Source organism: Chromobacterium subtsugae, from assembly GCF_001676875.1.
Classification (GTDB): domain Bacteria; phylum Pseudomonadota; class Gammaproteobacteria; order Burkholderiales; family Chromobacteriaceae; genus Chromobacterium; species Chromobacterium subtsugae.
The window spans coordinates 278,265-300,306 of the sequence record NZ_JYKA01000005.1; the positions used below are offsets into that span (position 1 = coordinate 278,265).

The 22,042-nt window shown below is 65.4% G+C and carries 20 protein-coding genes; 9 read left to right on the plus strand and 11 right to left on the minus strand.

The window, feature by feature from the left end:
* Nucleotides 1-99 precede the first annotated feature (99 nt).
* Nucleotides 100-795: a DUF1963 domain-containing protein gene (locus MY55_RS08930; protein WP_047236799.1), complete on the plus strand. Its 696-nt coding sequence runs from the start codon at nucleotides 100-102 to the stop codon at nucleotides 793-795.
* A gap of 37 nt (nucleotides 796-832) precedes the next feature.
* Entirely contained in the window at nucleotides 833-3,046 is a 2,214-nt protein-coding gene (gene pbpC, locus MY55_RS08935; protein ID WP_244270673.1) for a penicillin-binding protein 1C, read from the plus strand.
* Between the two features lie 18 nt (nucleotides 3,047-3,064).
* Here the strand turns inward: pbpC and MY55_RS08940 are convergent, their stop codons facing one another.
* From MY55_RS08940 to MY55_RS08950, 3 genes are all read right to left on the minus strand, one after another.
* The gene (locus MY55_RS08940) at nucleotides 3,065-3,769 is read right to left on the minus strand and encodes a hypothetical protein (RefSeq protein WP_155419288.1); all 705 of its coding nucleotides are present in this window, start codon (nucleotides 3,767-3,769) and stop codon (nucleotides 3,065-3,067) included.
* 1 nt (nucleotide 3,770) lies between these two features.
* The gene (locus MY55_RS08945) at nucleotides 3,771-4,322 is read right to left on the minus strand and encodes a neutral zinc metallopeptidase (RefSeq protein WP_043572313.1); all 552 of its coding nucleotides are present in this window, start codon (nucleotides 4,320-4,322) and stop codon (nucleotides 3,771-3,773) included.
* 212 nt (nucleotides 4,323-4,534) lie between these two features.
* The gene (locus MY55_RS08950; RefSeq protein ID WP_047243189.1) at nucleotides 4,535-5,257 is read right to left on the minus strand and encodes an SDR family oxidoreductase; all 723 of its coding nucleotides are present in this window, start codon (nucleotides 5,255-5,257) and stop codon (nucleotides 4,535-4,537) included.
* 110 nt (nucleotides 5,258-5,367) lie between these two features.
* On the opposite strand from MY55_RS08950, the gene MY55_RS08955 reads away from it, so the two are divergent.
* On the plus strand, nucleotides 5,368-6,225 hold the full coding sequence (locus tag MY55_RS08955; RefSeq protein ID WP_065202276.1) for a LysR family transcriptional regulator: 858 nt from the start codon (nucleotides 5,368-5,370) through the stop codon (nucleotides 6,223-6,225).
* Here the strand turns inward: MY55_RS08955 and MY55_RS08960 are convergent.
* Together MY55_RS08960 and MY55_RS08965 are read right to left on the minus strand one after the other, a co-directional pair.
* Complete coding sequence (locus tag MY55_RS08960) at nucleotides 6,195-6,830, minus strand: LysE/ArgO family amino acid transporter (protein ID WP_043572597.1); 636 nt, start codon at nucleotides 6,828-6,830, stop codon at nucleotides 6,195-6,197. The genes MY55_RS08955 and MY55_RS08960 overlap by 31 nt on opposite strands.
* Nucleotides 6,831-6,896: 66 nt before the next feature.
* Nucleotides 6,897-9,275, minus strand: coding sequence for an EAL domain-containing protein (locus MY55_RS08965; protein ID WP_047237986.1), 2,379 nt, complete (start codon nucleotides 9,273-9,275; stop codon nucleotides 6,897-6,899).
* Between the two features lie 211 nt (nucleotides 9,276-9,486).
* Here MY55_RS08965 and MY55_RS08970 point away from each other — a divergent pair, with 211 nt between their 5' ends.
* Nucleotides 9,487-10,416, plus strand: a complete 930-nt coding sequence (locus MY55_RS08970) for an ArgP/LysG family DNA-binding transcriptional regulator (RefSeq protein ID WP_043572321.1) — start codon at nucleotides 9,487-9,489, stop codon at nucleotides 10,414-10,416.
* Between the two features lie 80 nt (nucleotides 10,417-10,496).
* The gene (locus MY55_RS08975; protein WP_047249418.1) at nucleotides 10,497-10,934 is read left to right on the plus strand and encodes a cytidine deaminase; all 438 of its coding nucleotides are present in this window, start codon (nucleotides 10,497-10,499) and stop codon (nucleotides 10,932-10,934) included.
* A 72-nt stretch (nucleotides 10,935-11,006) separates the two neighbouring features.
* Here MY55_RS08975 and MY55_RS08980 read toward each other — a convergent pair whose 3' ends face one another.
* The 4 genes from MY55_RS08980 to MY55_RS08995 all read right to left on the minus strand — a co-directional run bounded on the left by MY55_RS08980 (nucleotide 11,007) and on the right by MY55_RS08995 (nucleotide 16,544).
* The gene (locus MY55_RS08980; protein ID WP_065202277.1) at nucleotides 11,007-11,852 is read right to left on the minus strand and encodes an HvfC/BufC N-terminal domain-containing protein; all 846 of its coding nucleotides are present in this window, start codon (nucleotides 11,850-11,852) and stop codon (nucleotides 11,007-11,009) included.
* Nucleotides 11,830-12,714, minus strand: coding sequence for an MNIO family bufferin maturase (bufB, locus tag MY55_RS08985; protein ID WP_081284657.1), 885 nt, complete (start codon nucleotides 12,712-12,714; stop codon nucleotides 11,830-11,832). The genes MY55_RS08980 and bufB overlap by 23 nt, the downstream gene beginning before the upstream one ends.
* Before the next feature lie 13 nt (nucleotides 12,715-12,727).
* Nucleotides 12,728-14,761: a ferritin-like domain-containing protein gene (locus MY55_RS08990; protein ID WP_065202278.1), complete on the minus strand. Its 2,034-nt coding sequence runs from the start codon at nucleotides 14,759-14,761 to the stop codon at nucleotides 12,728-12,730.
* A gap of 178 nt (nucleotides 14,762-14,939) precedes the next feature.
* On the minus strand, nucleotides 14,940-16,544 hold the full coding sequence (locus tag MY55_RS08995; protein WP_065202279.1) for an NAD(P)/FAD-dependent oxidoreductase: 1,605 nt from the start codon (nucleotides 16,542-16,544) through the stop codon (nucleotides 14,940-14,942).
* Nucleotides 16,545-16,918: 374 nt separating this feature from the next.
* Between MY55_RS08995 and MY55_RS09000 the strand changes: the two genes are divergently transcribed.
* From MY55_RS09000 to MY55_RS09015, 4 genes are all read left to right on the plus strand, one after another.
* Entirely contained in the window at nucleotides 16,919-17,239 is a 321-nt protein-coding gene (locus MY55_RS09000) for a hypothetical protein (protein WP_043572332.1), read from the plus strand.
* 87 nt (nucleotides 17,240-17,326) lie between these two features.
* Nucleotides 17,327-18,532: an EAL domain-containing response regulator gene (locus MY55_RS09005; RefSeq protein WP_047237993.1), complete on the plus strand. Its 1,206-nt coding sequence runs from the start codon at nucleotides 17,327-17,329 to the stop codon at nucleotides 18,530-18,532.
* Between the two features lie 24 nt (nucleotides 18,533-18,556).
* On the plus strand, nucleotides 18,557-19,069 hold the full coding sequence (locus tag MY55_RS09010; RefSeq protein WP_043572335.1) for a putative pterin-binding protein: 513 nt from the start codon (nucleotides 18,557-18,559) through the stop codon (nucleotides 19,067-19,069).
* Nucleotides 19,070-19,072: 3 nt separating this feature from the next.
* Nucleotides 19,073-21,271 (plus strand): ATP-binding protein, encoded by a 2,199-nt coding sequence (locus MY55_RS09015; protein WP_052877923.1) that lies wholly within the window; start codon nucleotides 19,073-19,075, stop codon nucleotides 21,269-21,271.
* A 7-nt stretch (nucleotides 21,272-21,278) separates the two neighbouring features.
* On the opposite strand, the gene MY55_RS09020 is transcribed toward MY55_RS09015, so the two are convergent.
* Both MY55_RS09020 and MY55_RS09025 read right to left on the minus strand, forming a co-directional pair.
* Entirely contained in the window at nucleotides 21,279-21,494 is a 216-nt protein-coding gene (locus tag MY55_RS09020) for a hypothetical protein (RefSeq protein WP_043572338.1), read from the minus strand.
* Between the two features lie 36 nt (nucleotides 21,495-21,530).
* A complete protein-coding gene (locus tag MY55_RS09025; RefSeq protein WP_065202280.1) occupies nucleotides 21,531-22,040 on the minus strand; it encodes a DNA-deoxyinosine glycosylase in 510 nt (169 codons plus the stop codon).
* Between the last annotated feature and the right edge of the window lie 2 nt (nucleotides 22,041-22,042).

The window sequence follows — 22,042 nt, forward strand, 5'->3', positions numbered from 1 at the left end:
GCCGATCCGGTCGCTATGCCGCGCGGTTCGCGTGGTAGAAAATCAGAGGCGAGGCCCAAGCCCTCCACTCTGCAAACCACTACCGCATCCGACATGGCCATGGACATCGAACAGATCAAAACCCTGCTGGCCAAACCCATCGCCAAACTGACCGCCGGCGGCTTTCGCCCCACTTATCAGGAAACGGAAAGTTGGCTGGGCAAGGTGTCACTATTTGCGCCTGGCGAAGCCATTCCGCTCGACGATGCGGGCAAGCCGATGCTGCCGCTAGCCCAGCTTTGCATTCCGGCTCTGCCTGTCATCTCGCCGCGGCTTGCCGATACCAGGCTTTTGACGGTATTCATTTCCGCCACGCTGCCAGAACCATTCGAAGCGATGGGGGCCAACTGGCTCGTCAGGGAATATGGGCATGGCGATTTGCTGATCCGCCAGGATTTCCTGCCTCAGGGCCCCAGCCTGAAAGCCTTTCCGCTGCAAGCGGAGCGCATCGACGAGGACTATCCGCTATGGGACAGCGGCGACATTCCCCTGGAGCTGGAGAGTGAGATCCTCCGCCAGGAAAGAGCCGGCAAGATCGCTGGCTATTACGATTTGACCTGCCACACCTATACACACAAAATTGGCGGTTATCCTTCTTATTACCAGTCGGGCGTGGGTCTTGGCGAAGGTTTTGAATTTGTTTTCCAGATTGCGTCCGACTCCAAAATCCATCTCAACATCATCGACAACGGCTGCCTGATGTTCTGGAAGCACAAAACCACTGGCCAATGGGCTCTCTACTACGATTTTTATTGAGGCACGCGCCTGACGCTCCGCCCCGCGAAACCACACCATGCCGCTGAACGACTCATCCCATCACATTGCACCGGCCAGGAAGCTCGCGCCGGCCCCCTCGGCTCGCCGCCGGCCAAAGCTGTCGCTCGTCCTGCTCGCCCTCCTCTCCGCCCCCGTCTGCGCGCAGCCCACCTTCAAGGAAGTGAAAGCCGCCTGGCAGCCGTCCGACGTGACGCTGCTGGACCGCCACGGCCAGGTGCTGCAGCGGCTGAGGGTGGACAAACAGGCGCGGCGGCAGGATTGGGTTGGCCTGGCCGACACCTCGCCCGCCTTCCGCCAGGCGCTGGTGCTGTCCGAGGACAAACGCTTCTACCAGCACAGCGGAGTGGACTGGTCCGGCGCGGCCGCGGCGGCCTGGGCCAACTTGTGGAACACCCGCACCCGCGGCGCGTCCACGCTGACCATGCAGCTGGCCGGCCTGCTGGACGATGATCTGAAAGCCGGCAAGGGCGGGCGCAGTCTATGGCAGAAGATGGGGCAGACCTGGTCCGCCGCCTGGCTGGAGCGGCACTGGAGCAAGGCGGAGATTCTGGAGGCCTATCTCAATCTGGTGGGGTTCCGCGGCGAATTGGTGGGGCTGTCCTCGTTGTCGTCCACATTATTCGGCAAATTGCCGGCGGGGCTGAATCTGGAAGAGTCGGCGATCGCGGTGGCTTTGATCCGCGCGCCCAATGCCGCGCCGGACAAGGTGGCGGGCCGCGCCTGCCGCATTTTGCAGGACATGGGCCGCAAGCCCGACTGCGGCGTCGTCGCCGTCCACACCGCGCAGGCGCTGGCCAAAAGCCGCGCCGCCAACCCGCTGGCCGAACAGGACGCGCCGCACTTCGCGCAAAAGCTGCTGCAAAGGCAAAAGCTGGCGGCCGGCAGCCGGGTGGCCACCACGCTGGACCTGCCGTTGCAGCGCTATGCCAGCGCCGCGCTGCGCCGCCATCTGGCCGCGCTGTCGCAACGCAATGTCCAGGACGGCGCGCTGGTGGTGCTGGACAACCAGAGCGGCGACATCCTGGCCTGGGTGGGTTCCAGCGGCCGCGGCCTGTCCAATGCCGCCCAGGTGGACGGCGTCACCTCGCTGCGCCAGGCCGGCTCCTCGCTCAAACCCTTTCTTTACCAGATGGCGCTGCAACAGCGCTACCTGACCGCCGCCTCGCTGCTGGACGACAGCCCGCTGGACCTGCAAACCGGCGCCGGACTCTATGCGCCGCAAAACTACTCGAAAGATTTCAAGGGCCTGGTGCCGGTACGCACCGCGCTGGCGTCGTCATTGAACATCCCGGCGGTGCGGACGATAGAAATGGTCACCCCCAACGCCTTCCGCGACCGGCTGGTCCAGCTGGGCTTCGCCAGCCTGACCGAAGACGGCGACTATTACGGCTACAGCCTGGCGCTGGGCGCGGCCGACATCCGCCTGCTGGATCTGGCCAACGCCTATCGCACGCTGGCCAACCAGGGCCTGGCCAGCCCGCCGCGCTGGACGCTGGCCGACGCCAAAGCGAAGCCGACTCGGCTGCTGGATGCGGCCAGCAGCTTCATCATCGCCGACATCCTGTCCGACCGCACCGCGCGCGCGCTCACCTTCGGGCTGGAAAGCGCGCTGTCCACCCGTTACTGGAGCGCGGTGAAGACCGGCACCAGCAAGGATATGCGCGACAACTGGGCGGTGGGCTTCTCGCGCCGCTACACGGTGGCGGCCTGGGTGGGCAACGCCGGCGGCGAGCCGATGTGGGACGTGTCCGGCATGCATGGCGCGGCGCCGATGTGGCAGACGGTGCTGGATCGCGCCCAGCAATCGGCGCCGCCATCGCAGCCTCCGGCGCCGCCGCCCGGTCTGGCACGCCAGCGCGTGCGTTACCAGGGCGATGTGGCCGCGCCGCGCACCGAGTGGTTCCTGGCCGGCACCCAGCGCGCGCTGATCGTGCCGCAAAAGGGCTCCGCCGCCGACCTGACGCCGGGCATCGCCGCGCCGGTGGACGGCAGCATCTTCGCGCTCGACCCGGACATTCCGCCGGCCAACCAGCGCATGGTGCTGCGCGCGCGCGGCGTCGCCAAGCCGCAGTGGTGGCTGGATGGCAAGAAGCTGGGCAATGGCGCGGAGCTGGCCTGGTTTCCCTGGCCGGGCCGGCATCGGCTGGAGTTGCGCGCCGGCGACGGCAAGAGCGTGGAGAAGGTGAAGTTCGAGGTGCGCGGCGCCGCGGCGAAGCCTAAGCCGCGCTGAAGAGCCGCGCATGCCGCCCTATGCCGGTTTGCGCCGCGCGAGCGATTGCATCAGCTGATCCGCCCGTTGCGCCGCGCCGGCCTTCTGCTGATCGGTCAGCGCCTGGTAGTCCTTGGTCTTCAGGAACCAGTCGGCGCTGAGCGCATCGCCTGAACGGCGCGCCACCTGGTTCCAGGCCGCGGCCTCCAGCGGCTGTTTTTCCAGCAGATAGCTCTCCGAAATCATCGCCGCCGCATGCATATTGCCCAGCGCGTAGGCCTGCTGCAGCGCCTCGCGCGCTTCGTCGCGGTAGCGGAAGCCAGCCTCGTAGCCGGGCTCGCCCGGATGGCCGTCCAGCTGGAACAGGTAGCGCTCGGCCAGATGCGTCAAGGCCTGCACGTTGCCTTGCTTCGCCAGCTCGCGCAGTTGCGCCAGCGACATCTGGTAATAGCGCGCCTCGATCTGGTAGCCAAGCTTGCGCAACTGCTGCTTGCGCTGGCGCTCGGCCGGCGTTTCCGGCGGCGGCGCCGCCTGGCCTTGGACAGCGGGATTGCCGCCCACCGCGAAGCTGAAGCCGTCAGCCGGCGCCGCGGCCGCCACCGCCCGTCCCGCCGCCGGGCCGGAAGTCGGTTGCGACGCATGCGTCGCCCCGGCCGCCGGCCCCTGCGCGCGGGGCCCCCATAGCCAGCCCGCCGCCACCGCCGTCCCAACGGCGGCGACGAGCAACAAGGGTGCGCCCCTCATGTCAGATCCGGTTCAGGCAAGTGTTGAGGCCGTTGGCGTAGCCGTAGCGCGAGTAGTAGTCGCGTTGCGACGGCGTGCCGTGCTCGGCGTAGTCGGCCGCGTCGCGGGCGGAGGCCACCGCGTTTTCGATGAAGCTTGGGTAGCGCAGATTGGTCTCGGCGTACTTGGCGAAGGTGCCGCCCACGCAGTCCGCCTGCAGCTCTTGCATCGGCGGCTGGCGGTTGATGCCGCGGGTGAACTGGATGGTGTGGCCCCATTCGTGCGCCAGGATGAACTTGGCCACGTAGTTGCCGTAGCTGCTTTCCTGCTGCTGCAGGAAGCCGACGCCGACGCTGATGGTGTACGGACCGCAAGCCATCGCGCTGGCCTGGCCTTCGCCGCAGGCCGACTGGTCGACATACACCGTCGGGCGGGAGTACGAGCCGAGCTGGCCGCGGATCTCATTGGCGCTGGACTGGATGTAGGCGTTGCTGACCGGCATGGCCAGCGCGCCGGCCGCCTGTCCCGCGATCGCCACTGCCAGGGCTGCCGCGTTGAAGATTTTCCTTGTCATGATCTCTTTCTCCTTGGGTTGTTACATCAGGGAGATTTGTTTATGCGATATAAATAAATCATTTTGAAAGAATTATTTTGCCTAAAAATTCAATTCAATATGCTCGTTATATGTCAATGTATTATTTACATCAAGATCAGACAATCTCTGCAGATACTGAATAAAAAAAGGGCGGCCCATTGCCGCCCCTTTTCCGTCAAGCCGATCCGGACTCAGGCCGCCTGCCCGGTCGCCGCCAGCACGATCTCGCGGATGCATACCCGCTGCGGCTGGCCATAGGCGTAGGCGATGGCCTCGGCCACGTCCTGCGCCTCCAGCACGCCGCCAATGCCCTGCTTCCACTCCTGGTAGCCTGCCTTGATCGCCTCGTCGGTGGTGTGGCCCAAAAGCTCGGTCTCCACCGCGCCCGGGGCAATGGTGATCACCCGCACGCCGCTGCCCGCCACCTCCTCGCGCAAATTCTCCGAAATGGCGTGCACGGCGAACTTGGTGCCGCAATAGGCCGCGTGGCTGGGAAAGGTTTTCCGCCCGGCGATCGAGCTGATGTTGATGATGCTGCCGCGGCCGCGCGCCTGCATGCCGGCCAGCACCGCGTGGATGCCGTTGAGCAGGCCCTTGACGTTGACGTCCAGCATCGCCTGCCATTCGTCCGGGTCCTGCCGCGCCAGCGCGCCCAGCAGCATCACGCCGGCGTTGTTGACGATGGCGTCGGCCGGACCGAAGCGGGCCTCCGCCTCGGCCACCGCCGCCAGCATCGCGGCGCGATCGGTCACGTCCACCTGCCGGCACAGGGTGTCCGGCAAATCCAGGGCCTGCAGGCGGTCGATGCGGCGCGCCAGCAACAGCAGCGGGTGGCCTTGCTGGGAAAACAGTTTGGCGGCGGCGGCGCCGATGCCGGAACTGGCGCCGGTGATCACGATCAGGGCTTTAGTCATAATTGGGCTCTCCATAGAAAAATACGATGTGTTTTTGATGGCTGGAGTATATTCATCGCAGTGCGGCTCTGAAAAATGATAAAAATCTCTACCTGGCATCGAAATTTTCTATGGATATCCGTCAACTAAAGGCCTTCATCGCGGTTTTCGAGGAACGCAGCATCACGCTGGCCGCCCAGCGGCTGTTCGTCACCCAGCCAACGCTGTCGGTCACCATCCGCCAATTGGAAGAGGCGCTGGGCGCGCAGCTGTTCGAACGGCTGCCGCGCGGCGTGGAGGTCAGCGAGGAAGCCCGGCTGCTGTATCCGCAGGCCAGGCGGCTGGTGGCCCAGGCCGAGGCGCTGGCGCGGATGTTCCGCCAGCCGCACGATTGCCTGCCGCTGACCCTGGGCGTGGACGCAGATGTCGGCCCCGGGCAGCTGGAAGCATTTCTCGCCATGGCCGCGCGGGCCTCGCCGGCCATTCTGCTCAGCGTGGAGGAAGGCTGCGTCGGCGACGCCAGGCTGGCGGCGGAGGACAGCCGCTGCGAGGACGAGCTGTTTGTCCCGCTATGGGAGGAAAGTTTTGTGCTGGCGGTTACGGCCAGACATGCGCTGGCGGAACGGCGGCAGGTGGAGATGAGCGAACTGGCCGGCGCCGACTGGGTCACCTGCCCGGCGCACGCGTCGCATCAGCGCCTGCTGGATCTGCATGGCGCGGTGGCGCCGGAACTGGCGCTGGCGGCACAGGCCGGCAGCCTGCGGCTGGCCGCGCGCATGGCGGCGGCGGGACTGGGCTTGGCATTGCTGCCGGCCTCACTGCTGGCGGGCGCGGACGGGCTTGCGCCCATTCCGCTGGCCGGCGCCACGTTGACGCGCCGCGTCGGCCTGTGCCACGCGGCGCAGGCGCAGGAGCTTCCCGCGCTACAGGCGCTGCTGGCTTGCCTGCCGGCCCAGGATCACAGCGGCAGCGGCGCGGACAAGCCGTAGTTGCCGATCAGCATCGCCGCGGTGAACAGCATCACCAGACCGATCACGCAATCCAGCACCTTCCAGCTGGATGGTTTCTGGAACAGCGGCGCCAGCTTGCCGGCGAACAGCCCGATGGCGCCGAACCACAGCACCGACGCGCACAGGCTGCCCAGCAGGAAGGACAGCGCGCCGTGCTCGCCGTACACCGAGGACACGCCGCCTATCAGCACCACGGTATCCAGCCAGACATAGGGATTGAGCAACGTAACCGCCAAAATGGTGCGGATGGCGCGCTTGCGGTCGCGCTCCACGCTGCCCTCCAGCGACATCGCGCCGGCGGAAAAGGCGGAGCGGAAGGATTTGAAGCCCAGCCACAGGATGAAAGCCGCGCCGCCCCAGGCGACCACGCCGACAAAACCGGGAATGCCGGCCACCACCTTGCCCATGCCCAGCACGCCGCTGGCGATCAGCAGAATGTCGGCCACGATGCAAATCAGGATGATGGGCACCACATGGCTGCGACCGATGCCCTGGCGCAGCACGTAAGCGTTCTGCGGGCCGATGCCCACGATCTGGCTGAAGGAAATGCCCAGTGCGGAAAGAAATACGCTGAAGTTGAACACAGTCTGCTCCAAAATTATTCTATTACAGACTACCTGCGCATTTTCATTCAGTAAAACTAATAAAAATCATGATACATAAGAATTATTAATATCTGCCGTCGCACCCTTGCGCAGCCAATTTCGGGTCCACGCCGGCAACTCGGCGGCGGCCAGCGGCGGCGAAATGCCGTAACCCTGGCCGTCATGGCAGCCTATCTCCAGCAAGCGGCTCCAGATGGCGCGGCTTTCCACCCCCTCCACCACCAGCTTGCGCCCGGTATAGTGGGCGAAGGACACCATGCTGCGGATGATGGCTTCGTTGCCCGGCATTTCCAGCAACAAGCGCACGAAACGCTGATCGATCTTGATGGTGTCGAATGGCAACTGCTGCAGATGCACCAGCGACGAGGCGCCGGTGCCGAAATCGTCCAGCGCGATCGACAGGCCCAGGTCGCGGCAGCGCTCCAGCTTGGAAGTGATCTGCTCCGCCTCCTGCTGGGTGACGCTTTCCAGCACCTCCAACTCCAGGAAGCCGGCCGGCAGCGGATTGGCCTCCAACAGCGCTTCCAGCGTGCGCAGGAAATCGTCGTGCTTGATGGTGGCGGCGGACAGGTTGACGCTCACCGGCATCGGCAGCCCCTGCTGGCGCCACTCGCAAGCCTGGCGCACCGCTTCGCGCAGCACCCACCAGTCCAGCTCGCGCATCTGATCGGTGTTTTCTATCGCTGGGAAGAACTCCCCCGGCGCGATCAGCTGGCCGTCGCGCGTCCAGCGCACCAACGCCTCGGCGCCTTCTATCCGGTGGTTTTGCAGATTGATCTTGGGCTGGTAGTAAAGCATCAGCTCGCCGCGCGCTATCGCCAGCGCGAAAGCGCTGCGCAGCGCGTGCAGCTTGTGGATTTCCTCATCCATCGCCGCGTCGTAATGGCGGAAATGGCCGCCGCCCTGGGCCTTGGCCCGGGTCAGCGCCAAGTCGGCGCGCCGCAACAACGCGGCGGCGTCGCAAGGGCCTGGGCTGCTCACCGCTGCGCCGACGCTGCAGCGCATTTCCACTGCCACCCCCATCGCGTCCACCGGCCGCGGCAGGCTCTGCAGCACGGCATCCGCCAGCGATTGCAGCTGATCGATCCGCTCCGAGCACGCGATGAAGCGCGACGCGCCCACCCTGCCGACGTAGCCGAACGGATAGATGGCCTGGCGCAGCCGCCGCGCCATCTCGCACAGCACCGCGTCGCCGCCGTCATAGCCCAGCCTGGCGTTGATGTCGTGGAAACCCTCCACCGCGATGGCCATCACCGCCACTTGCCCGTCGTTGAAGCGGGCTTGCAGCAGCCTGGCGATCAACTCCTGCATCTGGCTGCGGTTGGGCAGGCCGGTCAGCGCGTCGTGGCGGGCCAGGAAAGCCAGTTCGGTTTCGGCGCGGTGGCTGCGCTCCAGCGCGTCCAGCCGCTCCAGCGCGCGGCCTATCTCGCGCGCCATCACATCGAACAGCGCCAGTTTCGCTTGGTCGAAATAAGCGGTCTCGCGCGAATACAGCGACAAGGTGCCCACCACTTCGCCGCGGACCAGCAAAGGCGCCACCAGCAAGCTGTTGATGCCGTGGCGGCGCAATTCCGACTGCCAGGGCTGCAGCGAGGCGTCGCGCCTGGCGTGGTTCACCACCTGGACCACCCGGCTGCGGATGGCGCGGCCACTGGGGCCGAGTCCATATGGATTGTCGGGGTCGCCCGAGACATTCGGGGCATTGGTCAGCGGCGTCATGCCGCAATTGGACAGCGCCGCCACCTGGACATGGCGGCGGGTCGGATCCAGCATGCCGATCCAGGCCATGCCGAACTTGGCTTCGCGCACGCAGACGTCGCATACGGCCTGCAGCAAGGCGCGCCGGTCCGGGCTTTCCGCCAGCGCGAGACTGACGCCGCTGAGGGTGGCGTACAGGCTGGACATTGTCTGGAAGTGCCCGCGCCGCCGCGCGGCCTCGCCATGCAGGAAGCGCTGGTAGCCGTGGATTTTCAGCATCTGGTCCAGTAGGATGCGCTTGCGCAGCAGGCGGGAGAGCGCCTCTTGGCCGGCGGCGCCGGGCAAGGCCGCCAGGCTCGCCAGCAGGTGCGTCTGGCAACGCTCGTACAGGCCAAACAGCCAGCCCAGGCTCACGCCCAACTGGCAATACAGCTCGCCCTGCTCGGCCAGCTTGCGCGCGCCGCCTTCGTCCAGCGGGTCGCGCAGCAAAGCCTCCCACTCCCGCAGCAGGCGCGCCGCCAGGGCTTCCATCGCCTCGCCGTAGTGCCGCTGCAACGGCTCAGCCTCCTGCGGACTCTTCAGCAAATGCCAGTACAGCTCCTTGGCCAGCAGTTCGCTCCTCGCCAGACAGGCGTCGGCCTGAAGCGACAACGCGGCCAGGTGTTCGGTCCGGATCCCGATAAAGCGGCACATGCCTGCCAGGAGCGCCATATTATCCGTCTGCATCTTGTTTTCTGCGCCTGTCGTGGCCAGGGCGCGCTCCTGCCGGCACGCGCCCTCCTTGCTGTCTTGCCCGCCTGCCCGAAAGCAGGCGATTATTGTCGGCGCAAGCGCCTTGCGCCGAAGCCTGCCAAAATGCCACGGCGCTGGCTTTTAAGCAAGTCCACGGGCATTATTAACCAGATAATTATTTTTTAGCGGCATTGGAAAGCGTTTCGTGCTTGATCCCCGACAATTGCAGACTCTGGCCGCGGTGGCGGAAACCGGCGGCTTCGACAAGGCGGCGAAAAAGCTGTTTCTGACCCAGTCGGCCGTATCCCAGCGCATACGCCAGCTGGAAGAACAGCTTGGCCAACCGGTGCTGACCCGCACCTCGCCGGCCGAGCCCACCGAGGCCGGGCGACAGCTGTTGCAGCACCATCAGCAGCTGATGTTGATGGAAAACCAGCTGTTGAGGCAGCTGAGCCCGGCGCCGCGGCAGCGCGAATTCACCACGCTGGCGGTGGGCGTCAACGCCGACAGCCTGGCCACCTGGTATCTGCAGGCGGTGGCGCCTGCGCTGGAAGAAAACGACCTGCTGCTGGACATCGTGGTGGACGACCAGGACCACACTCACGAACTGATGCGCACCGGCCATGTGATAGGCTGCGTCAGCACCCGGCCGGTGCCGATCCAGAGCGGCATCCAGCACTATCTGGGCGCCATGCGCTACCGCTGCCTGGCCACGCCGGCCTTCGCCGAACGCCACTTTCCGGACGGCGTCAGCCATGCCGCGCTGGCGCGCGCGCCCAGCATCATCTTCAGCCGCAAGGACGCCGTGCACGGGCAATTCCTGCTGCAGGCCGCCGGCTACCAGGGCCATTTCCCCTGCATGACGGTGCCCACCGCCCAAGGCTTCGTCGAGCTGACCCGCCAGGGGCTGGCGTATTGCCTGCTGCCGGAGCTGATGCTGGACGACGACCTGGCCAGCGGACGGCTGGTGGACCTGTTTCCCGGCCAATGGCTGGACATCCCGCTTTACTGGCACCACTGGCGGGTGGAGTCGCGGCTGTCGCAGGCGTTGACCGAAGCGATGCTGGCCTATTGCGGCCGCCACTTGCGCCAGGACAAGGACGCCGCCCCCGCCGCCGGCGGAGAATGCCGCTGACAACGCTCGACAGGCGCCGGATTGACAAGGCAAGGGTCCTGGCGCATCATCCGTCGCCGACCTGGTTTTATGGAGGCAGCATGACCAGCAATCAACAAGCACCCAGCAAGGCACAATGGGCCGAACTGGAAACCGCCGCCCGGCAGGCGGCCAGCCAAGCCTACGCGCCATACAGCAAGTTTTCCGTCGGCGCCGCCATTCTCGACGGCGCCGGCAAGATCCACATCGGCTGCAATGTGGAAAACGCCTCATACAGCCTGGGCAACTGCGCGGAACGCACCGCGGTGTACTCGGCCCGCGTCAACCACGGCATGCGCGAGGTGGTGGCGGTCTGCATCTACACTCCCACCGCGACGCCCACCCCGCCCTGCGGCGCCTGCCGCCAGGTGCTGAATGAGTTCGGGCCGACGATGCGGGTACGCGCGATCTGCGACGGCGGCGACGTGATAGACGCCACGCTGGACGCGCTGCTGCCCGGAGCCTTTGGCCCTAAAAATCTGCAGGACGCCGCCGGCTGAAGCGCCGCCCCGTCCTTGCCCGCCACGCCAGCGGAAGCCTAGCGCTTCCGCTTTCTTTTTGTCCGCGCCGGCTCAAACCGCCTCGCGGCGGCGCACCAGCCCCAAGTCCTGCGCCGTCGGCAGCCAAGCGGCGGCCCGGGCGCGCAGCCAGGCCGCCTCTACGCCGGCTTGCTCGGCCGCCTCGGACAAAGCCTTTTCGCCGCCGCCCAGCCGCGCCATAGCCTGCAACAACTCGAATTGCCACGGCTCCAGCTCGTGCGCGCTCACTCGCCATTGCCGCCGCGCCAGCGCCAAGCGCCCTTCCGCCAATGCCGGCACCGCCAGTCGCTGTCCGCGCTGCAGCTCATGCCAGCAGGCCAGGAGCGGCAGACTGGTTTTCAGCAGCCGCACGCTGTCCGGCAGCGCCATGCCGGCCAACGGACTCTCCGCGCCCAGCAGGACCAGCCAGTCGTCGAATGGCGGCGGCGACGCGCCCTCCACGCCTTCCGCCCGGCCTATCTCGGCATGGGCCCGCTCCAGCCGCGCCAGCTCCACCGGCAGCCGGCACTCCGCCGCGTCCGGGTCTGGCTGGCTGGCCGCCAGAAAATCGGCGAAATCCGCGCCCAAGTCATGCAGCGACGGCGAGCGCGATGGCCGCGACGCGATGTAGCCGCGCGCCAGCAGGTCGAACAAGGGCTGGCCCAGCAAGACGAGCAGCATCGGATAGTCGGCGCGCAGGCACTCCAGCAGCCGCGCCCAATAGCCATGCTGATATACGCCGATGCGATCGCGCCGCTTGCCGCGCGGCGGCTCGGCCACCAGGTCTTCGCCCAGCCCGCAGCGGGACCGCGCCAGCGCCAGGCCCTGCTCCAGCGCGCCGCCGGCCGTCATCGCCGTCAGCAGCCACGTCTGGCTGTCAAGCAAGGCAGGCCGGCTCATGGCTTTCCTTTCCTCCCGGCAGCGCCTGCGGCGCGTATTCGGCCAGCAAGCGCCTGGCCTTGTCCAATTCTGCCAGCAGCTCCGGATACGGCGGAATGTCGGCATCCCACTCCAGCAGCGTGCTGACGCCGCCGCAAAGCCGCTGCGCCAAGAGGTAGAGCTGCCAGACGCGCTCCGGCACCGGATGGTCGTGGGTATCGATCAGGCAATCGCCGCAGTCGCTCGGCCCTGCCAGGTGGATTTGCACGATATGGTCGGCCGGCAGCTGGCGGATATAGTGCTCCGGATCGAAGCCGTGGTTGTAGCCGGAAACGTAGACGTTGTTGACGTCCAGCAGCAGGCCGCAGCCGCATGCCTCGGCCAGCCGGGACAAAAACGCCCATTCCGGCATCGTGGAGTGGGAAAACTGCAGATAGCTGCTGGGATTTTCCAGCACCAGCGGGCGGCCCAAAAAGTCCTGGACCTGCAGCACGCGGTCCCGCACATGGCGATAGCTTTCCTCGGTCAACGGCATCGGCAGCAGGTCGTGGGAATTGACCGACGCCACGCCGGTCCAGCACAGGTGGTCGGACAACCACGCCGGCCGCAACTCATCGGCCAGCCGGCGCAGTTGTTCCAGATAGCCCCGGTTCAGCGGGTCGCTGCCGCCTATCGACAGCGACACCCCATGCATGACGATGGGAACCTGCTGCCGCAGCTGGTCCAGCATGTGCCGGGCGTAGCCGCGGTGGCCGATGAAGTTCTCGCTGATGATCTCGAACCAGTCGACGCCGGCGCCGTGCTCGGCAAGGTGCTGGAAATGCACATTGCGCAAGCCGACGCCGAAGCCCAGGTTCGGCAAACCCAAACGGGGCAAGGTCACATCGCGCTCCTTTTCAGGTCGAGGGCGGCAGGGCCACCCGCAGCGGCGTAGGCGTCGGCGGATCGCCGGCAGGTTTGCCGCCGCTGGCGGCCATCACTTCGCGATAGGCTTGCCAGGCCTTGTCGTATACCGATTCGCCGACGGCGAAATCCAGCGTCTTCGGCAACGGCTCGCTGGCATGCATCGGTCCGACGAATTTGTACAGCAGCATCGTGCCCTGGCTAGGGAACAATTGCGACGCCGAAATCGGCACCGCGCAGCCGCCGAAGCTGGCGCACTTGTTGTCGCTTGGCGCGCTGAAGGCATCCGTGGGCGGGGTTGGCTCCGGCGGCATGCAGCACTGCGCGCCGGCGGCCGCGTTCAAATTCGGCGCGGCGCGGCGCATCGCCGAACAGGAGCCGCCGCCCTTGTCGCTCTGCACAAAGCCGCAGCCGCCTTCCGCCTTGCAGCTGTTGGAGCCGCGGCAGGTGTGGTAAACCTCGATCGCCGCGCAGGTTTCCCCGCTTGAGCCGTCCAGATTCATGCCCTGGCATGCGTGGTACAGCTTGCCGGCTTCGCGCTGCCCGACGCCCAGCGCCAGATTGGGCGCCTTGCCCAAAGCCGCCCAGCACAAGGAAACGCGGTCGCCCGAACCCACCATGGAAGGATATGGAAAAGTGGTCTGCTGCTTCTGCCAGTAGGTGTTCAACACCGTGGTGACGCCGGCGATGGCGCCCGCCGATACGAAGCTCAGCACCCGGAACATCGACGGGTCCTGCTTCAGCGTGTTCAGCGCGTCGGCCACTTGGCTCGGAGACGGGATGTTCTTCGGCGCGATGGCCGGGTCGTACGCCGGATTTTTCAGCATGTCCGCCGTCCAGCGATTGCCTTTGGCATGCCATTGCTCCCAGGTTTCCACCTGCCGCAGCAACGCGTACAGTTCGGCGAAACGCTCGTAGTGGGTCCAGGCGGCGCTGTCGCAGCGCGCGGCGGCATCGGCCGACGGCACCGGCTTGCCGGCGCCGTCGTAGGACGGATAGTCCACCTCCAGCGCCTTGCGGTCCTCGCGGTAGGGCTCCTTCACTTCTTGCAGCATGCCGCCGCGGCGATAGCGACTGAGGCTAGTCTGCGCGCCCTCGCCCTGATCGGTGATGGCCGCCATCATGTCGATGGCCTTGTTGAACGAGCGATCTTTGCCGCTGAAGTCTTCCGGGACGAACAGCGTCGACAGCTGCGGAAATTCCCGCATCGGGTGGCCGCCGCCCTGGGCATTGAACAAATCCTGCTGTACCGAATTCGCCCCTGCCGTCACCCCTGGCTGGTCTGCGCTGGTCAGGTAGTCCCACAGCGACTTGCCGCTGGCGTATTCGATGCTGACATATTGGGCCAAGCACTCGTACATCCAGCCTATGGTGCCGAACAGCGGCAGGTTCTGCACCCCCATGTCCGGCTTCCAGCCGGCGAAAGGCACTTTCGGGAAATACTTGGCCTGCACCGGCGGCGGCTGCCTGGCCAGCTCGGCCCGCGCCGCGCCTTCCGGCTGCTCGATAGCGCGGAACAATTCGATCTGGTTTTCGTTCAAGGCCTCCAGATTGACCCGCACCTTGTTGTAGGTGCTGGTATCGCGCAGGTCGATGATATGCGGCAGCATCGACTGCTGCGGCCCGTAGCAGATCCAGCCCAGCCGCTGGTCCACCAGTCCCGGCGGCGTGAAGTCGGGCTGCACGCCCATCGCCGTGGCCAGGTTGGCCGCCATCTGCAGATGCAGCATTTCCTGGATGAACACGCTGAAAATGACATTGAACGCGCGCTCGTTGCTGTTGCGCGGCTGGCTGACGGGCGCGGAGCCCGGCCATTGGCGGCCGCGATAATAATCCAGGTTCTTGCTGTTGATCTGGTGGGTGCCCTGAATGGAGTACATGGTGGTCATGTACAGCGGGATGGTGAACAACTCCACGCTGACCGCAGCCTGAATGATGGCGCGGGCCGCCGACTTGTCGCTTTCCAACTCGTTCAGGCTGCGATCGGTGATTCGATTCAAACTGGCGCCGAGAACAGGAATTTCCATCTCATCCTCCTAAAAAGCGCGCGAGGCGCAAGGCTGGGGTGCTGCCTTATAACCTTAGGAGTCCGGATGCACGGAGAAAGCGCATATGAGCGGGACTAAGAAATAGTACTTATGAGCGGCCGTGAAAAACCCGCCGGCAAACCGGCGGGTTTCAGAGGCTTCGCGGCGGCAAACTGCCTCAGCGGCCTGCCAGGATCGCCTGCGCGACCGCCTCGGCGATCTTGATGCCGTCCACGCCGGCCGACAAGATGCCGCCGGCGTAACCGGCGCCCTCGCCCGCCGGGAACAGGCCTTTGATGTTCAGGCTCTGCAGGTCTTCGCCGCGGGTGATGCGCAGCGGCGAGCTGGTGCGGGTTTCTAGTCCGGTCAGCACCGCGTCGTTGAGGTCGTAGCCGCGGATCTGGCGCGCGAAATGCGGAATCGCCTCGCGCATCGCCTCCACGCAGAAGTCCGGCAGGATGCGCGCGAGGTCGGTCATGGTCACGCCCGGCTTGTACGACGGCTCCACCTCGCCCAGCTTGGTGGACGCCTTGCCGGCCATGAAGTCGCCCAGCAATTGCGCCGGGGCGAAGTAGTCGCCGCCGCCCAGCTCATACGCCTTGCTTTCCAGTTCGCGCTGGAAATCCAGGCCCGCCAGCGGGCCGCCCGGGTAGTCCACCTCCGGCGAAATGCTGACCACGAAGCCGGAGTTGGCGTTGCGCTCGTTGCGCGAGTACTGGCTCATGCCGTTGGTGACCACGCGCTTCTCTTCCGAAGTGGCCGCCACCACGGTGCCGCCCGGGCACATGCAGAAGCTGTAGACCGCTCGTCCATTGCTGGCGTGGTGCACCAACTTGTAGTCCGCCGCGCCCAGAATCGGGTGGCCGGCGTACTTGCCCCAGCGCGCCGCGTCGATCAGCGATTGCGGATGCTCGATGCGCACGCCGATGGAGAACGGCTTGGCTTCCATATAAACGCCGCGCTGTTCCAGCATCTGGAAAGTGTCGCGCGCGCTGTGGCCCAGCGCCAGCACCACGTGATCGCTGAAAATCTCGCCGCCGTCGGCCAACTTCACGCCGCGCACGCGGTCGCCATCCAGGATCAGATCGTCCACCCGCTGCTCAAAGCGGATCTCGCCGCCCAGCGCGATGATTTCGGCACGCATATTCTCCACCATGGAAACCAGACGGAAGGTGCCGATGTGCGGGCGGGCCAAGTAGAGGATTTCCTCCGGCGCGCCGGCCTTGACGAATTCGGTCAGCACCTTGCGGCCCAGATGGCGGGGGTCTTTGATCTGGCTGTACAGCTTGCCGTCGGAGAAGGTGCCGGCGCCGCCTTCGCCGTATTGCACGTTGGATTCGGTATTGAGTTCGCTCTTGCGCCACAGGCCCCAGGTGTCCTTGGTGCGCTGACGCACTTCCTTGCCGCGCTCCAGCACAATGGGCTTGAAGCCCATCTGGGCCAGGATCAGCGCGGCGAAAATGCCGCAGGGACCGAAGCCGACCACCAGCGGGCGCTGTTTCAGCTCGGCCGGCGCCTGGCCGGCATAGTAGTAATCGGTGTCCGGGGTGGGCATCACCCGGCGGTCGCCCTTGAAGCGGGAGAACAGTTTGTCTTCATCGACCGCATCGACGTCGATGATGTAAACCAGGCTCATCACGCCCTTGCGCGCGTCGTAGCTGCGCTTGAACACGGTAAAGCCGCGAACGTCACCGGCCGCGATCTTCAAAAAGCCGGCAACGGCAGCCGCCAACTCCTCCGGGGAGTGATCCAGCGGCAGTTTCAGTTCGGAAATACGCAACATAAAAAATCCAGTACCAGGTTGGTGTCTATTCAACGAGGCGCCATTGTAACGGCAAACCGCCCAGCGAGCACGGCCATGGCCCAGCCTGCGATTGCAATTCACCCGCGCCTTGGCTATAGCGTACTGTGGCTCCATGTGGGCCGCGGCGCCGCATGCCTTGCGCCTGCGGCATCCCCGTTTGCCGCCGGCGCGGTGACGTGGCCATCCAAGCCGCACGGCTCCAGACAGTGCCGGCTGGACATCAAGTTGCAAGTGATCGGACCGCTGCGATTTTGCCGCGCCCGCCGCGGCGGCAACAAGGCGACATCGCCATGCGCGCGGCCTTTGCCAGAAAGGTCAAGGCGAGCGGGAAGTTTTGCACCAAGGAGAACCTCATGGATCTGGACATGCTCACCCAGCCGGTGGTGCGGCTGGCGATAGAAGCGTTGCAGCAAGGCAACGAAATCATTTGGCTGGAGCAATTCGTCCCCGACGCGACCCTAACCGACGACGGCCTGCCCGCCAACTTCCACAAATTCAGCGAACATGCCATGGGCCACGAGCGCTTCACCCGCATCGACCGCGTGGAAAACCAGGGGCTGGACATCTACGGCGCCTTCCACAGCGACCGCTGGGGCGACTTCGACGCCTGTTTCAAGTTCCGCCTCGACGCCAACGGCAAGATCTGTCAATTGGACATAGGCCAGGCAGCCTGACCTCTCTCCCTCGGCGGACTCCCGCGCAATGCCCGCTATAATGCAGAGCGCGCGCTTGCAACCGGACGCTTCCGCCGAGGAGAGGCAATGCACCAGATACTGATCGTGGATGACGATGCCGTATCTCAGCAATTCCTGCTGATGGTGTTGCGCCGGCTCGGCCATGACAATATCGCGGTAGCCAACGACGGCATAGACGCGCTGATCCAGCTGGACGCCGGCGACCGGTTGTTCGACGTGATTTTCTGCGACCTGGACATGCCGCGGATGGACGGCATCGAATTCGTCCGCCATCTGGGCGAGCGCGGCTATCAAGGCAAGCTGCTGATTTCCAGCGGCTTCGACGAGCGCGTGCTCGAATCGGTAGCCGAACTCGCGCGCCTGTACGACCTGTGGCTGGCCGGCCTGCTGCCCAAACCCATCAACCACCAGCACCTGCAGGCGCTACTGAGCCAGCCGCCGCCTAGCATCCGCCGACCCGGCAATATCAGCCACCCCTCGGAAGACGATTTGCGCACCGGCATCGAAAAAGGCGAGTTCCGCCCCTTTTTCCAGCCGCAAGTGGAAATGGCGTCGGGAGTGGTCCGCTCAGTCGAAGTGCTGGCGCGCTGGCAGCACCCCCGTCTCGGGCTCACCAGCCCGCTCCAGTTCATCGAACTAGCGGAGACTTCCGGCCTGATCACGGATCTCACCAAGCGCCTGCTGGACGATGCCGCGCAGATCGTGGCCAAGCTGCCGCCAGATCCGCCGCTCCACATGTCGATCAACCTGTCGATGGCCTCGCTGAGCGAAACCAGCTTGGTCGCCGAATTCGAGGCCATCTTGCGCAACAATGGCTTTCCCATGTCGCGGCTGACGGTGGAAGTCACCGAAAGCGGCCTGATGGCCAATCCAACCCGGGCGCTGGAAGTGCTGTCGCGCCTGCGGCTGAAGGGCGCCGGACTGTCGATAGACGATTTCGGCACCGGATTCGCCAGCATGGACCGTCTGTCCCGCATCCCGTTCACCGAGCTGAAAATAGACAAAGGCTTCGTCATCGACGCGCTGCAGAACCCCACCAATATGTCCATCCTGCGCGCCAGCGCCGAACTGGGGCGCCAGCTAGGCCTGAAGGTGGTGGCCGAGGGCGTCGCCTCTTTCGCCGAATGGCAACTATGCCGAGACCTGGACGTGGAAATGGTGCAGGGCTCGTACATTTCCCCGCCGGTCGATGCGGAAAGCTTTCGCCGCTGGCTGTTGAAGCACCAGGGAAGCTTCCCGCTGCCGCCGGCCGCCGATGCCGGCCCCGCTTAATCCCCATCATCAAGGAGCCTTACCATGCGTACGCTGCGCGTTCTCCTGATATCGATCCCGCTCCTGTTTTCCGCCGCGCCGCGCGCTCAAGGCGAAGCCATGCTGGAGAAGCCCGCCGGCAAAGTGGTGCTGACCATCAGCGGCCAGATCAGCAACAAAAACCACGACAATGACGCGGTGTTCGACATGTCCATGCTCGGCAAGCTGCCGCAACACACCATCGCCACCCATACGCCATGGCTGCCCGGCGTCAGCCGCTTCACCGGCCCCTACCTGGAGGACGTGCTCGCCTTGGTCGGCGCCAGGGGCAAGATGCTGAAGGCCATTGCCTTGAACGACTACAAGACCGACATTCCACTGGAAGACGCCTCCCGCTTCAATATCGTGCTGGCCTTGCTGTTGAACGGCAAACCGATGCCGGTGCGCGACAAAGGCCCGCTATTCATCGTCTATCCCTACGACAGCCAGCCGGAGCTGCGCTCGGAGCTCTATTACAGCCGCTCGGCCTGGCAACTGAAAACCCTGCAGGTGGAGTAAGGCATGTCCGTCCTCAAACGGCAGCGCCTGGATTGGCGGATGCTGATCGCGATCGGCGCCACCTTGATCTGCGTGTTCATCGGCGTCGCCTATATCCAGTTCCGTCAATCTGAGATGCTGGCCGGCGCGCTGCGCGACCAGAACGACAACGTCACCTGGGCGTATTTCCAGCTGGAAACCGAAGGACTGCGCCTGCAAGCGGCGCTGCAAAAGGCGCAGCGCCGCCGCGTCGATCCCGAGGAGCTGCAGCAGCGCTATGACATTTTCGTCAGCCGCGTCGGCATCATCCGCAGCGGCCTGTATCAAAGCCTGCTGCAGGACCAGCCTGAGTATCGGACAATGCAGCCGCGGCTGGACCGCTTCATCCGCCAGGGCGACGCCCTGCTCTCCCGCCCCGGCGCGCTCCAGGATCCGGCGGCGCTGGAAAGGCTGGCCAGCCAGTTGGCCAGCCTCGCCGACGGCCTGCATGACATGTCGCTTAGCGCCAACCAGGCCATGGCCGAACGCTCCGACCTGCGCAACCGGGCGATGGAGCAGCACATCGCCATCGGCAACTGGCTGATGGGCTTCGAATGGGCGCTGGCGCTGGGCTTCGGCTTCACCGTCATCCGCCAGTTGCGCCAATTGGAGAAGCGCCGCCAGACGCTGGAAATCCTCACCGCGCGGCTGGAGGAGGCGCGCAAGCAAGCCGAAGCCGGCAGCTTGGCCAAGAGCGTCTTCCTCGCCAATATGAGCCATGAAATCCGCACCCCGCTCAACGGCGTGCTGGGCATGCTGTCGCTGCTGGCCAGCGAAGCCCCCAGCCCGGTCCAGGCCGGCTATATCCGCACCGCGGAAGAGTCCGCCAAACACCTGCTGTTGCTGCTCAACGATGTGCTGGACGCCAGCAAGCTGGAATCCGGCAAGCTGGAGCTGGCGCCGGTCACCTGCAATCTCAGCTACCTGCTGCGGCAGCTCGCCAAACTGATGAGCGCGCAGGCCCAGGCCAAGGGCCTGATGCTGAGCCTGGACATGGCGACCGCGATTCCGGAATGGGTGGAGGTCGATCCCACCCGGCTGCGGCAGATCCTCCTCAATTTGCTGAGCAACGCCGTCAAGTTCACCGAGCGCGGCGGCGTCGCCATCCACGCCTCCTGCACACCTGGCGCGCGCGCGGACCAGTGCAATCTGCAGCTGATCGTCACCGACACTGGCGTAGGCATGAGCAAGGAAACGCTGTCCCGACTGTTCAGGCGTTTTTCACAAGGGGATAGCTCCACCGCGCGCCAGTATGGCGGCAGCGGCCTGGGCTTGGAGATCTCCCAGAGCCTGGCCGCGCTGATGGGCGGCGAGATTTCGGTCACCAGCGTCCTGGGGCAAGGCAGCTGCTTCCAGCTGAGCCTGCCCTTGAAAATCATCCAGGCGCCGCAGTTGCCTGAAGAGGCGGCCAGCCCGCCGCTCCGGCTGGATGATGGCTCGCCCCGCCGCGTGCTGGTGGTGGATGACAACGAGGTCAATCGCAAATACATCCAGGCGATGCTGGAGCGGATGAACCAGCAGCCGACGATGGCGGGCACGGGTCCGGAAGCGCTGGAAATCGCAAGAAAGCAGCCGTTCGACCTGGTGTTGATGGATTTGCACATGCCGGGCATGGACGGCATCGAGACCAGCCGGCGCCTGCGCGAGGAGGCGCTGACGCCGCGAATGGCCATCGTGGCGCTGACTGCCGATGCCTTCCCCGAAACGCGGCAAACGACGCTGCGCCAAGGGCTGGACGGCTTTCTGGCCAAACCTGTCGATGGCGATCAACTGCTGGCGGCGTTGCGGCGGCATTTGCCGCCGGCCGCGCCAGTCGCTGCGCTCGACGATGCGCCCGAGCTCGACGAAAAAACCATCGCCGGCTTCATCGAATTGCTGTCGCCCGCCAAATACCGCGAACTGGCCACCCAGTTTTTCTCCAACCACGAATCCACGCTGCGGCTGCTGGAAGCCAACCGGCAAGCACCCGACCGCGACCAGTTGTTCCATCTGGCCCACAGCCTGAAGGGCGGCGCCCTGACCCTGGGATTCTCCGGCCTAGCCCGGCGCTGCCAGGAACTGGAGCAGGAAGCCCAGCAGGACGTCTGCGCGCCAGAGCAGATCATCGGCCAGTTGGCGGCGCAATTCCGCGCCACGCGGGAGGCCTGCGTGCGGCAAGGCTATCTCGCCTGCGCCGCCGGCTAACAAGGCCTCAGGCGACGCGCGCCAACCGGCCGCCGTCAGCCTCGGGAACCTCGAACCGTTTCCAGTCGACGATCATCACCTGGCTGAGGCCGCAGTCCAGCGCCAGCTGGGCTTCGATCTCTTCCAATACCTGGTGGCAATGGATGACGCCATTGATGGCGACCTCGGCCCGACGCATCACGCTGTCGTCGGCGGTGACAAACCAGATGCAGTATCGGCTCATCGGCTACCCTCCCGCAAAGTGCCGCAAAACACAGGCTCAGGAATGTAAATATCGGTCCAATTGCCGCCAGACTGCAAGTTTTGCCTCGAAGGCCAGGGTATGCGCGGGGCTGGACGAAGGCAAGGCGAGCCAAGCCTCCTTGCGGCCGGCCAGTTGCGGCGCGGCTTTGGCGGCGGTCGCGCCATTGAAGGCCACCGCCCGAAGGCCGGGAAGGCTATCCAGCAAGCGGCTCAGATCGTTGCGGCGGACGTCGCGCAGATCGGCATCCAGGCTGCCCTTGCGGCTTGCCTCGGCCACCACGTCCCACAAGCCTATGCCTGCCCCCTGCAACGCCGACAACTTGTCCGGGTAAGGCAGCGCGTGCAACTCCCGCCCCAGCAGCGCGCCCAACAGCCGCCAGAACTGGTTGCGCGGATGCGCGTAATACTGGCTGGCAGCCAGCGAAGCGTCGCCCGGCAGCGAGCCCAGTATCAACACGCGGGTATTGGCGTCGACCACGGGAGGGAAGCAGCGTTTCTGTTCCACTGCGCTCAGCGGAGTATCCATGC